Origin of the sequence: Savagea faecisuis (assembly GCF_042675605.1) — a bacterium.
Taxonomy (GTDB): domain Bacteria; phylum Bacillota; class Bacilli; order Bacillales_A; family Planococcaceae; genus Savagea; species Savagea faecisuis.
Genome location: NZ_JBHTJF010000025.1, coordinates 25,035 through 38,099 on the forward strand (window position 1 = coordinate 25,035; position 13,065 = coordinate 38,099).

General features: G+C 39.7%; 13 protein-coding genes and 1 riboswitch. Of the genes, 9 read left to right on the forward strand and 4 right to left on the reverse strand.

Annotated features, from left to right (window positions below; all coding sequences use genetic code 11):
- Window positions 1–215: 215 nt before the first annotated feature.
- The gene (locus tag ACFQ0V_RS08200; protein ID WP_381012158.1) at window positions 216–434 is read right to left on the reverse strand and encodes a DUF3784 domain-containing protein; all 219 of its coding nucleotides are present in this window, start codon (window positions 432–434) and stop codon (window positions 216–218) included.
- Between the two features lie 538 nt (window positions 435–972).
- On the opposite strand from ACFQ0V_RS08200, the gene ACFQ0V_RS08205 reads away from it, so the two are divergent.
- The 8 genes from ACFQ0V_RS08205 to ACFQ0V_RS08240 all read left to right on the forward strand — a co-directional run bounded on the left by ACFQ0V_RS08205 (window position 973) and on the right by ACFQ0V_RS08240 (window position 8,075).
- Window positions 973–1,269, forward strand: coding sequence for a PBECR3 domain-containing polyvalent protein (locus ACFQ0V_RS08205; protein WP_381012133.1), 297 nt, complete (start codon window positions 973–975; stop codon window positions 1,267–1,269).
- A gap of 439 nt (window positions 1,270–1,708) precedes the next feature.
- On the forward strand, window positions 1,709–3,112 hold the full coding sequence (locus ACFQ0V_RS08210) for a reverse transcriptase domain-containing protein (protein ID WP_381012136.1): 1,404 nt from the start codon (window positions 1,709–1,711) through the stop codon (window positions 3,110–3,112).
- A gap of 657 nt (window positions 3,113–3,769) precedes the next feature.
- Window positions 3,770–3,875, forward strand: a riboswitch (SAM riboswitch).
- A 95-nt stretch (window positions 3,876–3,970) separates the two neighbouring features.
- A complete protein-coding gene (locus tag ACFQ0V_RS08215) occupies window positions 3,971–4,114 on the forward strand; it encodes a YezD family protein (RefSeq protein WP_194563436.1) in 144 nt (47 codons plus the stop codon).
- 105 nt (window positions 4,115–4,219) lie between these two features.
- The gene (locus ACFQ0V_RS08220; RefSeq protein ID WP_381012139.1) at window positions 4,220–5,050 is read left to right on the forward strand and encodes a MetQ/NlpA family ABC transporter substrate-binding protein; all 831 of its coding nucleotides are present in this window, start codon (window positions 4,220–4,222) and stop codon (window positions 5,048–5,050) included.
- Window positions 5,047–6,048 (forward strand): methionine ABC transporter ATP-binding protein, encoded by a 1,002-nt coding sequence (locus ACFQ0V_RS08225; protein ID WP_381012142.1) that lies wholly within the window; start codon window positions 5,047–5,049, stop codon window positions 6,046–6,048. The genes ACFQ0V_RS08220 and ACFQ0V_RS08225 overlap by 4 nt, the downstream gene beginning before the upstream one ends.
- Window positions 6,038–6,700, forward strand: a complete 663-nt coding sequence (locus ACFQ0V_RS08230; protein WP_381012144.1) for a methionine ABC transporter permease — start codon at window positions 6,038–6,040, stop codon at window positions 6,698–6,700. The genes ACFQ0V_RS08225 and ACFQ0V_RS08230 overlap by 11 nt, the downstream gene beginning before the upstream one ends.
- Window positions 6,701–6,846: 146 nt before the next feature.
- Complete coding sequence (locus tag ACFQ0V_RS08235; protein ID WP_194563433.1) at window positions 6,847–7,044, forward strand: hypothetical protein; 198 nt, start codon at window positions 6,847–6,849, stop codon at window positions 7,042–7,044.
- A gap of 152 nt (window positions 7,045–7,196) precedes the next feature.
- Window positions 7,197–8,075 carry an SDR family oxidoreductase gene (locus tag ACFQ0V_RS08240; protein WP_381012147.1) on the forward strand — a complete coding sequence of 293 codons (879 nt, stop codon included), beginning with the start codon at window positions 7,197–7,199 and terminating at the stop codon, window positions 8,073–8,075.
- Window positions 8,076–8,158: 83 nt separating this feature from the next.
- On the opposite strand, the gene ACFQ0V_RS08245 is transcribed toward ACFQ0V_RS08240, so the two are convergent.
- Entirely contained in the window at window positions 8,159–8,335 is a 177-nt protein-coding gene (locus tag ACFQ0V_RS08245) for a hypothetical protein (protein ID WP_381012149.1), read from the reverse strand.
- Between the two features lie 155 nt (window positions 8,336–8,490).
- On the opposite strand from ACFQ0V_RS08245, the gene ACFQ0V_RS08250 reads away from it, so the two are divergent.
- The gene (locus tag ACFQ0V_RS08250) at window positions 8,491–9,504 is read left to right on the forward strand and encodes an NADP-dependent oxidoreductase (RefSeq protein WP_381012152.1); all 1,014 of its coding nucleotides are present in this window, start codon (window positions 8,491–8,493) and stop codon (window positions 9,502–9,504) included.
- Window positions 9,505–9,785: 281 nt separating this feature from the next.
- Here the strand turns inward: ACFQ0V_RS08250 and ACFQ0V_RS08255 are convergent, their stop codons facing one another.
- Both ACFQ0V_RS08255 and ACFQ0V_RS08260 read right to left on the reverse strand, forming a co-directional pair.
- On the reverse strand, window positions 9,786–10,955 hold the full coding sequence (locus ACFQ0V_RS08255; protein ID WP_381012154.1) for an IS701 family transposase: 1,170 nt from the start codon (window positions 10,953–10,955) through the stop codon (window positions 9,786–9,788).
- 386 nt (window positions 10,956–11,341) lie between these two features.
- The gene (locus ACFQ0V_RS08260; protein WP_381012156.1) at window positions 11,342–12,847 is read right to left on the reverse strand and encodes an NAD(P)H-hydrate dehydratase; all 1,506 of its coding nucleotides are present in this window, start codon (window positions 12,845–12,847) and stop codon (window positions 11,342–11,344) included.
- Window positions 12,848–13,065 lie beyond the last annotated feature (218 nt).

Sequence of the window (13,065 nt, forward strand, 5' to 3'; positions counted from 1 at the left end):
AACCTCCATCTCTCGAATTAACTTTAAATATACAATATACATTGCAAATAAGTTTATCCATTTTTCTATAAAATGAATATTGCAGATGAGAAAGGCCATTAAGAATGTACTTCAATGCCCCAATTGTTGAATAAGAAAAATGCACCCAAACCGACGTTTGGGAACATTATCTCCCTTAACGTTGTAAACTCGCATTTTTCTGACGGGACGCCAGCTTACACAACCATTTTGCCCAAGCGGTTAATGTACCAGACGAGTATGACAATGCCCAATACAATTAAAATAGAAATCATTTGAGCTGCAATTGAGCCGGCAACTGCTACACCGAACGGCAAAATAAGTGTAAGTACCCCACAAATCATAAGAAAAAGCCCAACTGCTTTAGCTAATTTGTTTTTATCTCCTTTAAAAGTTTCTTCTTTAAATCCTGCAATGAGTGTAAATTGTTATTTCTTCCATATCATGTAACTAAAAAAGAAAAGCAAACTACTTGTGAAAAGGCAAACTATTACCCCACCTATAATCATAAAAGAACCTCCTAATTCACTTTAATCAATCAGGACTTAGTCATGAACGTCGTATTTAAAATTTAGAAATCAAATGTATAAAGAAGAGTTTAATATGTTATTTGGAAGCCTTTGTATAGAAGTGAATCTGTCTTCTGATGAAATCATTTAAAGGATGCTAGGTGATGAGAAAAGTAGCATTGCTTAATTATAAAGGGTTATCTTTAGAAACCGTTAGAGTATACATTGCAAGAGGAGAATATTTGATTAGCATTTTATAATGTTATAGCCATTCGAAGCTCTTATTCATTACAAATTTATTATTGAATTTGAAAATGCATATTTTCGTTGAATGCGGATCTAGATAATGATTTTCCCCTATCAAAACGCGATGGTAAAAGAAAGCTATTCATTTTTAAGATTATACCTTATACTAGGACTATAATCTTAAAAAGGTTGTATGTCCATGATAATTAATATCAATCCTGATGTGATAGAAACTCAACTAGTAGGATTTGTTCCCGAGTGTATCATCAATTATTATGCCATTCAGTGTGCGAGCCTTGCAGTATATATGCCTCCAGGTGTTTTAAAACATTTAAAAAAGCGTGATTATTGGGATGATTTCCTCAAGTACTATCAAGATATACCTAGCATAATTGCAACACCTGATTATGCTGGACAAAATCCAAAAGAACCTAATACGATAGAAATATATAAAGGTTATTTGAGGTGGGAAAGGTTCCCCACGCGCTATCTGTAAAAATAGTTACCAGAGATCAGGATTGCCGCCCTGCTGATAGCCTTTATAATCAATAAGCCTCGTTCATTTATTATGAAGGAGGTATTTTATATTTTGTACTAGATAGTAAACAACAAAGTGTAAAATTTGCTTTTTATCCACTTAAATGGGATAATATAGTTGTTCTGTGAAAATAGTCGCAGAAGTGTTGAGTTTCACGCTTGTCAAGGTTATAAATATTTATAACCTCAACAAGCAACCTAGTGAAATCTACCAAGAACAGCACAAGCTGGATCTCTGAAGAAGAACTAGACAAACTTAGCAGCATTGTAATTACCTCCATATGGTAAGTATAATGTAGTGTTTAAGAACAAGAACTCCGTTTTATACGGGGATAGTGGTCAACAGAGCATTCATCTCGGATGAATGACACCAAATTAGGCTAGGAGGTTTTCTGGTTATGAATCAGAGTAATGGACCACAACACCAATTACATAACCTCTCTAGCTCTTCTATTATTAAATGGGAGAAGTACAAGACTAAAGGTTATTTGCATTTTGATGAACGGATACATATAGGGCATATGAAGGCTAATCTTTTGAATGAAGATTGGGTCGCTTCGTATGCTTTTTTACCGTTTATACATTTTGAGATGAATTCTAAAAGATATGTAACGATTAAAGAAGTGGATGAATTGGGTCAGGTAATTAAAAGAAAAGAACAAGGGAAGCCTAAAAGCCGTAAAATATTTTATGCTGCCCATAAGGATGGCTACATCTATAAATATTATGGTGACTTATTAAACAATGCTTATAATAAATATGCAGTTGACAATCATATTGATGACAGCGTGATAGCATATAGAAATAATAAACCAGGAAAAAACAATATTGATTTTGCGTTTGAAGTATTCAATCATCTGTTTAAGTTTGAAAATGCAGTAGTCATCACAAGTGATTTCACTAAGTATTTTGATAACATATCACACCAAACATTGAAACAGAATATAGGAAGAGTACTAGGTGTAGAAACCTTAAAACGAGATTGGTATCAAGTATTTAAGAATCTTACACGATTTACATATGTCGATAGGAAAGATATTGATATGTTTTTAGAAGCAAAGCATGGAAGAACATTGAACAAAAAAATCAAGACATATAAAATTAATCGAATTATGACTTCAAGTGAATTTAGGACGTTTAAAAAAGAATATTTAAAACATAATCCCAATCCTGATTCTTATGGAATTCCACAAGGATCAAGTATGAGTGCAGTTTGTTCTAATGTACATCTGATTGACTTTGATAAAGAAGTAATTGACTGGTGCAATAAAAGGTCTGCTAATGCAATGTATAGAAGATATTGTGATGATTTAATAGTAATTATTCCTCTTGAAAGACAAAATACAAGAGAGTTTGAATCAATCCGAAATGAGTTATTTGAAATCATTGATAAATATAAAAGTGACGGATTAGATGTGCAACCTGAAAAAACAGAAATACGGTTATGGGATGGTGACTATATACTAGATGAGCAATTACAGCCATCTAAATTAGATTACTTGGGGTTTGTGACTGATGGACAGATGATTCAATTAAGGGAAAAAAGCCTTTTCAATTATTATACTAGAGCATATCGCAAGGCCAAAACAGTAAAACGTATTGAATATGCGACAGGACGACCGGGACCCAAAAGGTCATTGTATGATTTATACACCCATCTGGGATTCGATTACAAAAATCGTGGGAACTTCGTTACTTATGCTTATAGAGCACATAGGAAAATGTGTCAGTTGCCAGTGAAGAGTCTGATTAAGAAGCAGGTTAAGAGGCATTGGGGCAAGATACATAGAAGATTAAATTAAATTTTATTAATACCGAGGGAAAGAAGCCTTAGCAACAGGAAAATCTGACAATTACCTAGGATAAACATTGAATTTGTAATCGGTATTTCTATATGGGCTAAGACATGGATTGTAATCATTGTAACGACATTATTACTTTAGCCTAACACCACTAAAACATGAAGCACAACTGATCCTAAGTATGATTATAAGTTTTGGTGGAATAGCAATTTATCTTTGGATCTTGTCTAAAATAGAAAAAGTAAGTGAAAATTGACGATTACAAAGATCGTACGAAGGAGACTTTACCTGCATGAAGTGCTCGCTCGTTATATTTGAATGGTTAGTGTAGTTGGAGCATTGCTCGTCGTGTTGTTTATTGGTTTAAGTATCCGGATGTTGTCTGTGAAGTGTGCGATGGATGAAGAGTTCCGCTAGTGATTTATTGTTAAAGAGAAAGTATCAGTTTCTGAAAACAAAATTGGTGCTTTTCTCGTTTAAGTTTAGCTTTTTCATTATTTTAGACATTTCGTGTCGATGGGATTAGGCAAGGAAGAACCATTTTCATTCTGCTCTAAACACTCTACTTTCTTTATTTTCTAAAAATTTAAATAAAATCTGTTGACATTGTTAAAAAGACAGGATATGATAACAACTAATTTCATAAATTAACGATAACTCTTATATCGAGAAGCGGAGGGACTGGCCCTGTGAAGCTTCGGCAACCATTGATTTTTTATCAAACGGTGCCAATTCCAGCAAGGGAAACCTTGGAAGATGAGAGGAGCAGTGCATATTTCGTATGACGCGACCTCTTTTTATATAGGGGTCGCTTTTTACTTTTAATGCACGTTCTACATAAAAGAAGGAGGGGTGTTTATGGGAAAAGAAAAGGATGAAGTGCTTGCAATTATTGAACAAGCCTTGCAAGAATTGCAGTTTGGAGAGGTTCATATTACCATTCATGAAGGACAAGTTGTGCAAGTTCATCGCACAGAAAAATTTAGAATATCCACGTCGTAAGAAGCTGACTAGACAACTAGAGGCCTCTTCGTTTGAAGATTTGTGCTCCTAAGCACGTCATCTTCATCGAAGGGGCTTTTTATATGGAGAAAAGGAGAATGCATAATGAAACAACTACTAACATGGTTCCTCGTATTGAGTACTGTTCTTATATTTACAGGATGTGACGGAGAAGCAAAGGGTGAAACAAATCAAACCATTACGATTGGAGCTACAGCTGGTCCATATAGTGATCAATTAAAAGAAGGAATCGCACCGATTTTAAAAGAGAAAGGATTCACGTTAAACATTATTGAATTTCATGATTATATTCAGCCGAATAATGCATTAGAAGAAGGGGATGTCGATGCGAATTTATTCCAAAACCGTTTATACTTATCGAATTTTAACGAGCATCAAGGGACGAAGCTTACTGCGCTTTTTGCTGTCCCGACTGCTCCCATTGCGATGTATTCAAAACGACATCAATCGCTCGACGATCTTGAGCCAGGAATGACGATTTCATTACCGAACGATACGGTGAATTTAGCTCGTTCGCTCAATATGTTAGAGAGCTACGGGTGGTTAACAGTTGATCCAAATGTTAACCCGATTACAGCCTCTGAAAAAGATGTTATCGATAATCCGTATCATCTAAAGTTGAATCCGTTAGAAGCGGCAGCGACCCCTCGTTCTCTTGAGGATGCTGATTTTGCTTTCGTCAATGGAAATTATGCGATTGCTTCTGGATTGAAGTTGACAGAAGCAGTGGATGTTGAACAAACATCGGAAGATTTTTTAATTTATTTAACGATTCGTGAAGGAGAGGAAGATGAGCCGTTCGTTCAAGCATTAAAAGAAGCGTATGAATCGGAAGAATTTTATACTTATACACTAGAACATTCCCAAGGGTACGTCTTACCTCCATATCAACAAGAACAGGAGGCGAAAAAATGATTGAAGTACGCCAAGTAACGAAACGATACGGTAATGTGCTCGCATTGGATGATGTATCGGTAACGATTGAACGCGGTGATATTTTTGGCATGATTGGCTACAGTGGAGCAGGGAAAAGTACATTGCTTCGTTGTTTGAATGGATTAGAGCAACCGACTTCAGGTGAAGTTATTATTGATGGCATCGACATTACAAAAGTATCTAAACGTGCATTGCGTCAAATACGACAAAAAATTGGAATGATTTTTCAACATTTTCATCTTATTCAAACAAAAACCGTATACCAAAATGTGGCTTTTTCTATGAAGGTAGCTGGAAAATCAAATGCTGAAATTGCCGAACGTGTGCCAGAACTGTTGCATCTTGTCGGACTGTCAGATCGAGCGAATCATTACCCTGCTCAACTTTCAGGAGGACAGAAGCAACGAGTGGGAATCGCGCGAGCGTTAGCAAATAATCCAGATATTTTATTATGCGATGAAGCGACATCCGCTCTCGATCCGACAACTACAGCATCTATTTTGCAGCTTTTAAAGAAAATTAATGAAGAACTCGATATTACGATTATTCTCATTACGCACGAAATGGAAGTCGTACAAACGATTTGCCATCGCGTTGCGGTAATGGAAGACGGGAAAATTGTAGAGGAAGGGGATGTGTATCATATTTTTGCCTCCCCCGAACAGCCACTGACAAAGCAGTTTGTTGATACTGTTCATTCATTAACATTGCCTGCTCGATTGTTAGAGGAGCGGACAGGAGACATTTTACAATTAACGTTTCGAGGAGATGATGCCGAGCAAGCAATCATTTCAAAGGCGGCAACTCGTTTTGCAGTTGATCTCAATATTTTACATGGACAAATTACGTACATTCAAGATCGAGCGCTCGGAACGTTGATTGTCGAGTTGTTAGGTGAACCGAAAGAACGAAAACGGGCGGCGGCTTGGTTAACGGAACGAACGAATCGATTGGAGGTGCTCGGCTATGCTAGTTAATATGGCGGATGAATTTGTTCAAGCATTCATTGAAACAGGCTGGATGCTTGGAATCGCGACATTCTTTTCGATTGTGGTCGGTGTACCATTAGGTGTCTTTTTATTTGTAACGAGTGAAGGGATGTTTTGGCAAAACCGAATCGTTCAATCGATTGCTGGCACGACGATTAATATTATTCGGTCGCTCCCGTACATTATTTTACTTGTTTTGCTCATTCCATTAGCGAAAGCATTATTAGGGACATCGACAGGACCGACGGCGGCAAGTGTTTCACTCGTGTTCGCAGGTATTCCATTTTATGCGAGACTCGTTGAAAGCGCGCTTCGAGAAGTGGACCGCGGTGTCATTGAAGCAGCCGAATCATGCGGGGCTTCCCCATGGCGTATCATTTGGGATGTTTTATTACCCGAAGCGAAGTCTGGCATGATTGCGGGTCTTACGGTGACGGTTATTAGTTTGCTTGGTTACTCTGCAATGGCCGGCATGATAGGTGGCGGTGGCATCGGAGACTTAGCCATTCGGTACGGATATCACCGCTTCCAACAAGAAGTGATGATTGCGACAGTTATCATTTTAATTATCGTCGTTCAATTGATTCAATCGGTAGGGGATCGACTATCCAAAAAAGCGAATAAAATGAATGTAACGTGAAAAAGTGACCATTACCCTGGTATATATTTAGATATTCCACTTAAATAATTTCAGTTTTCCGATGTGACAGCAGTAGCGCTAAGGTATAAGATGAGAGTGATATGCTTGATTGATGCATGTTGTTAATCATCGGAAGGAGAATTTCCATGAATGAAGTGCTCGCTCGTTATATTCGAATCGTTAGTGTCGTCGGGGCATTGCTCATCGTGCTCATTCCTTTTTTATTTCGCACACCGACACCTGTCGCGTTAAAAATTATATTCGGTTTGCTCGTCGTGTTGTTTATCGTTTTAAGCATTCGGATGTTGTCTGTGAAGCGTGCGATGGATGATGCGCCGCGTTAGTTTACTGCTCATAAGGAAAGCATCGATTTCTGAAAAGAGATCGGTGCTTTTTTGTATGCATTTGCAGAACAGAAGGAGGTATTTTTGAAAAATGTTTAATGTTATGTGAGGAGGGCATCGGTAGAGTAATCATTCAAAAAGGAGAGATGGCAATGACGAAAGAATATTATGAGGAAGTCGATGAAGCTGTTGGTCGTCAACAGCAACAACAGCAACCTGGAATTGAATGCGACATGGAACCAGCTCCGATTTTTGACAATGGAACAAAAGGCGCTGGTCGCTTACGTGGCAAGAAAGCATTAATTACAGGAGGGGATAGCGGAATCGGGCGAGCTGTCGCATTAGCGTTTGCGAAAGAAGGAGCGGACCTTGCGATCGTCTACTTAGACGAAAGAGAACGTAAAGATGCGGAAGAAACGTTGCGTGCGGTGGAACCGTACGGGGTTCAAACGTATATGGAACAGTTGGACGTGAGTCGCGAAGAAAATAGTGCACCGCTCATTCAGCGTGTGCGTCAACAGCTGGGCGGATTAAATATTTTAGTTAATAATGCGGGAAAACAATTTCCACAATCGACAATCGCAGACATTTCAAGTGACCAACTGCATGAAACATTTGAAACGAACTTTTTTGGCTTGTTTTATGTGACGAAGGCAGCGGTTGCAGAGATGAAGCAAGGCGATGTCATATTGAATACGACATCGATTACTGCTTATAACGGTTCACCTGAACTGATGGATTATGCGGCGACGAAAGGAGCGATTACCGCTTTTACTCGTTCGCTCGCTTTAAATCTCGTCGATCGAGGCATTCGTGTAAATGCCGTGGCGCCAGGACCGATTTGGACGCCTTTAATCCCTGCGACATTCGATTCGGAAAAAGTCGAACATCACGGGGAAGATACTCCGATGGAGCGACGAGGACAACCGGCGGAAGTTGCAGGAGCGTATGTCTTTTTAGCATCCGATGAAGCGAGTTATATGACGGGGCAAACGATTCATGTGAATGGCGGAGATTATACGAGTTCTTAAATCGCGTGAATGATGTATTCCTGTTAGATCGATGAAAAAATAAACCGTTTGAATCTCTAGTTTTGATTCAAACGGTTCATTCGTTATTCAAGCTCTTTCGGGATGTGAATAATCGTTTCATTGGATAGTTTGTCCACTGCGTTCCATCGTTCCGCTGTCGTTTGTTTATCGAGTTCTGTCGAAAGGATAGTGGAAGCGGAATAGGCGTTAAACGTTAAAGCGAAAGCGCCGATGAGGATTAATGGTTTTAAGTGTGGCATCATGATTACTCCTTCCATTTCCTTTTTCTTCAATATACGTGGAATGGCTTGTGGAATCAAGAGAAGGGAGTCGTACGCTTCATTATTTTTGACATCTCGTGTCAATGGCGTATCGTGTAAAGGGAAAGCTTAATTTTGAGAACGGAGGAATGAAAATGAATGTAACAAATGAACAAATTCAACTCGCACGACGTCCTGTCGGCACACCGGTGATGGAAGATTTTGCGTTTGTCGAAGCGCCGATTGCGTCACCTGAAGACGGCGAATTGCTTGTACGCACGGTGTACGTGTCGGTCGATCCGTATTTGCGTGGTCGCATGCAAGATGCGAAGTCGTACATCCCACCTTTCCAGTTAGGTGAAGTGATCTCAAGCGGTGTCATTGCGCAAGTTGTCGAGTCTAAATCGGACCAATTCACAAAAGGAGACCTCGTCCTCGGCGCATTAGGGTGGCAACGTTATACGATTACACGTGCGGAAGCAGTGCGCAAAATTGATGCGTCAATCGAGCCCGTCACGCTTCACTTAAGCATGCTCGGGATGACGGGATTAACGGCTTATTTCGGATTGCTCGATATCGGACAACCGAAAGAAGGCGAAACGGTCGTCGTCTCTGGAGCAGCTGGAGCGGTCGGTTCGACGGTCGGTCAAATCGCTAAAATTCACGGCGCGCGTGTTGTCGGCATCGCAGGAACAGCAGAAAAATGCGACTACTTAACCGAACAACTCGGTTTCGATGTGGCGATTAATTATAAAGAAGAAGAAGTGAAAGCTGCATTACGTGAAGCATGTCCAGACGGCATCGACGTATATTTCGATAACGTCGGGGGTACCATTTCGGATGCGGTATTCCCACTCCTCAACAAATTCGCTCGCATTCCTGTATGTGGCGCGATTTCGTCATACAATAACACGGAAGTCGAAATGGGCCCACGTGTCCAAACGGTACTCATTAAAACGAGCGCACTGATGAAAGGCTTCACAGTCGGCGACTACAGCGATCGCTACGGCGAAGGCTTAACAGCATTGACGACATGGTATAAAGAAGGCAAATTAAAATATGAAGAAACAATCACAGAAGGATTCGACCACATCATCGACGCCTTCCTCGACCTCTTCAAAGGCGCCAACCTCGGCAAATCCATCGTCAAAGTCTCAGAGATTGAATAACCAAAATCGCATTTTGTAGACGAAATGAAAGGTACATCATACAATAGGAACAACAGAACCCACCACGCCTCTTTCCAATGCGTACCACGGTGGGATTTTTTATGTTTTAATAGCACTCAAAGCTATCATTACTTATATGTGAAAAACGTGTCTAATATGACCTTTTTTCGCATCTTTAAGTGACCGTATCAAGTCTTCGTGATAGGATAATGTTATATAGGTACTCACAATGAGCATTTTTAGATACAAATTTTACCACATAAAAAGAAACGATAGCCACCCTATGCCACAAATAGCTCTTTTTTGATTTGGTCCAGTGATGTGCCTTCTTGCGCTTCGTTGTACACAAACTCAATGATGCCGCTGAATTGGGCGCGTCTCATTTGGTGAATCGCGACTGAAAATGGCTGAAGCTGGAGCGCACCGATGAGTAAGTAAGCGAATTGAATTAATAGCCAGTAGCGGTAAATCGCCCGTTCATGACGCACTTGAACGCCTTGAAAGCCAAGGTAGCCTTTCACTTGTTTGAAGTACGTTTCAATCGCCCAGTGTTCACTGTAATAATCGAGAATTTGTTGGGTAGACAATTCGGTATCTGTGCTTAAAAAACAGCGTAAATGCTTGGTTTCCATCGGTTCATTCGCTGGCCAACAGAGGACGACCACACCGCAATCTAAATCGTTTAACGCACCTTCATAGCGGTACACACGGTACGTTTCTTGCCCGACCGTCACGATATCGGTTTCTTGTGCAGAAATGTGTGTCGCAAATTGTTTGACCTGTGTGCGAATGCCTGCTGGATAAATGATGCGATTCGTTTTCAGCGCACCGATGACATGCATGCCTTGCCCAAATGCCGCTTCGATGAGTGCCTTTGACGTATACCAACTATCGCATAACACATACGTTGGCTGGGTGGCTTGTGGTAAATCTTGAATGAAATCGACCGAGAGCTGGATTTTACTTTCATCCTTTTCTTTTTGAAAATGACGAAAATCATACGGAAACGCTTGTTCACCTGATTTCATCATCACCTGCAGCACTTGGTGTCCCCAAACGACCTTGCCTTCCGTGTGTGAAAAATGGAATCCGCAGCCCTGAATCGGGTGCTGTGCCTGTGACGAAGGCTTCTTTTTCTTGGCAAGCGTATCATCGAAGAGCCAAAATAACGGCTGCTTCGGATCAATTTGGCGACGCACATAGCGCTGACATTGTTGCTGTAAATAGCTCTCGTTCCAAGGACTTTTTTGAAGAAAGTGACTCAGCGTGGTGCGGTGTTTCGGATGATGGCTATACGCATGAATCTGCGTAAGTTTTCCTGTAAATCCGATGCTCGACATGCCATCGATAAAGTGCGTAAAATGACGCAAAACAGGCTTCGAAAAGTAAAATGGCAATTGCCAATCAGAAAACCCTTTGTTGATTTTTTCATGATGTGATAAACTGTTCATCAGACAGACGCTCCTTTGGTGAATGGTGGTGTAGGAACTTTCATTTTACCTAAAGGCTGGCGTTCTGTCTTTTTCTATTTTATTATATGGTAATTATTTGAAGTGAATTTACTCATTGTGAGTTTCACAATGAATAAACCAATAGAAGTTCTAAAAGGTTACATTTAGGTGAGCGGACCAAGCACACAAGCCGCGAAGCCACGTTTTGAGCGTGTCTTCACGACTTGTCTTCGTACTTTGTGTAAGGTCTGCTCACAAGTAGATCTAGCTCCTAATCTTTCGAATTATATGGGCGGCTTACAGTGGTAGGCCGCACTTTCTAAAATTAGGCTATTCTTCTGTAACGTTTATACTTAAAGAATTGTTTAATAGAAGGTCTTTTTCAATCACAATCGCTTTGAAATGTGGTCGATAATGGCTGTTGGTGTGATGCCATAGTTTGACTGTTCTTTCCCTAATTGTTCAGCGCTCGTTGCGTGATAGTAGCTAGCTGCCTGCATTGCTTCTAGTGGAGTGGCGCCTTGTGTAGTAAAAGATGTGAGAAGTCCTGTTAATACATCTCCACTACCACCTTTTCCTAAAGCGTCATTTCCATAAGGGTTAATCCATAGTTTTCCTTCGGGTGTTGCAATAATTGAACGATGCCCTTTTAATAACAAATACACTCCATATTTGACGGCGAATTGTTTTGCTACATCAATTCGGTTTTTCTCCACTTCTTTTACCGACACCCCTGTTAATGTCGCCATTTCTCCAGGATGAGGTGTTAAAATGATATCCCCTTCATAATCTTTCAATTTATGCAAATGGTTTTTAATAAAATAAAGTCCATCCGCATCGATAATAATTGTTTGACGATTTAATTTGGATAGTAATGTTTCGCATATTTTTTCGCCGTCTACTTCACGACCAAGTCCTGGACCGAAAGCGATTACTTTAAATTTTGAAAAGTCTACTTCATCCAAGTTGCTCTCATCTTCTATTGGGAACAATAAAATTTCTGGACACTGTGTTGCAACGATTGGGTAAATTGCTTTAGGAATAGCGAGTGATACAAGTCCGACTCCTGTGTGAAAAGCAGCTTTTGCTGTATAAATAGGCGCTCCAATATAATTAGTACATCCACCAATAACGAAACAATGTCCGAAAGTCCCTTTATGACCGTGTGGAATTCGTTTCGGAAGTGCATCTTTTGCAATCGGTCCATCGAGCAATATAGGCAAATCGAGTTCTAAAGTATCGACAATTTCAAGGGGAACTGAAATATCGACCACTTTCCATTCTCCGATAAATTGTGGTCCGTCACCGATGAAAAATCCGATTTTTGGCATTGCGAAAGTGACTGTTTTCGTTGCTTTTACCGCTACGTTTGCCACTTCTCCGGTATTTGCATTCACACCAGATGGTATATCAACCGCAATAATTTCTTTGTTTGAACGATTAATTGTTTCGATTATTTCTTTAAACGGGTAGCGAACGTTTCCGATAACACCTGTTCCTAAAATAGCGTCAATAATGACATCGCTATTATTTATGTAGCTTTGTAATGTTTTTTGATTTTCATCATTGTATTGGAAATAGGGGAGATTTCTATTTTTGTATGCTTCGAAATGAATTTTTGCATCGCCTTTTAAACAATCCTCTGAAACAGCTAGGCAAAGCATCACATCGAAACCATAGTCAATTAGTCGTCTAGCGATTACAAAGCCGTCACCTCCGTTATTTCCTCCACCAGCAATAACAAATACTCTTGCATTAATAGAATAATGAGCAATTACTTCTTGAACAACGGCATTACCTGCATTTTCCATTAATACAACACCAGGTAATCCTAGCTGCTCTATTGTATAACGGTCGCATAGTTGCATTTCTTTTTGGTTTGCTACAAACATGAAATAACCTCGCTTTCAACAGAATTTCATCACTCTATCTTCATTATAAAGAATAAAAATCAAATATAAAAATAAACAAAATAGGATATGTCACTACCGTCGCACAAATAACGTCTGAATTTTCAGTTATTATTTTTCTGGATTTTAACGAAAAAACGAAAACACCAAAGCGAGGGTAGTAAACATCCATTTTTTTACTATATCCTATGACTTGTGCA

Coding starts and splice junctions, on each gene's coding strand:
- ACFQ0V_RS08205 (WP_381012133.1), top strand. CDS start 973: ATGATAATTAATATCAATCCTGATGTGATAGAAACTCAACTAGTAGGA.
- ACFQ0V_RS08210 (WP_381012136.1), top strand. CDS start 1,709: ATGAATCAGAGTAATGGACCACAACACCAATTACATAACCTCTCTAGC.
- ACFQ0V_RS08215 (WP_194563436.1), top strand. CDS start 3,971: ATGGGAAAAGAAAAGGATGAAGTGCTTGCAATTATTGAACAAGCCTTG.
- ACFQ0V_RS08220 (WP_381012139.1), top strand. CDS start 4,220: ATGAAACAACTACTAACATGGTTCCTCGTATTGAGTACTGTTCTTATA.
- ACFQ0V_RS08225 (WP_381012142.1), top strand. CDS start 5,047: ATGATTGAAGTACGCCAAGTAACGAAACGATACGGTAATGTGCTCGCA.
- ACFQ0V_RS08230 (WP_381012144.1), top strand. CDS start 6,038: ATGCTAGTTAATATGGCGGATGAATTTGTTCAAGCATTCATTGAAACA.
- ACFQ0V_RS08235 (WP_194563433.1), top strand. CDS start 6,847: ATGAATGAAGTGCTCGCTCGTTATATTCGAATCGTTAGTGTCGTCGGG.
- ACFQ0V_RS08240 (WP_381012147.1), top strand. CDS start 7,197: ATGACGAAAGAATATTATGAGGAAGTCGATGAAGCTGTTGGTCGTCAA.
- ACFQ0V_RS08245 (WP_381012149.1), bottom strand. CDS start 8,335: ATGCCACACTTAAAACCATTAATCCTCATCGGCGCTTTCGCTTTAACG.
- ACFQ0V_RS08250 (WP_381012152.1), top strand. CDS start 8,491: ATGAATGTAACAAATGAACAAATTCAACTCGCACGACGTCCTGTCGGC.
- ACFQ0V_RS08255 (WP_381012154.1), bottom strand. CDS start 10,955: ATGAACAGTTTATCACATCATGAAAAAATCAACAAAGGGTTTTCTGAT.
- ACFQ0V_RS08260 (WP_381012156.1), bottom strand. CDS start 12,847: ATGTTTGTAGCAAACCAAAAAGAAATGCAACTATGCGACCGTTATACA.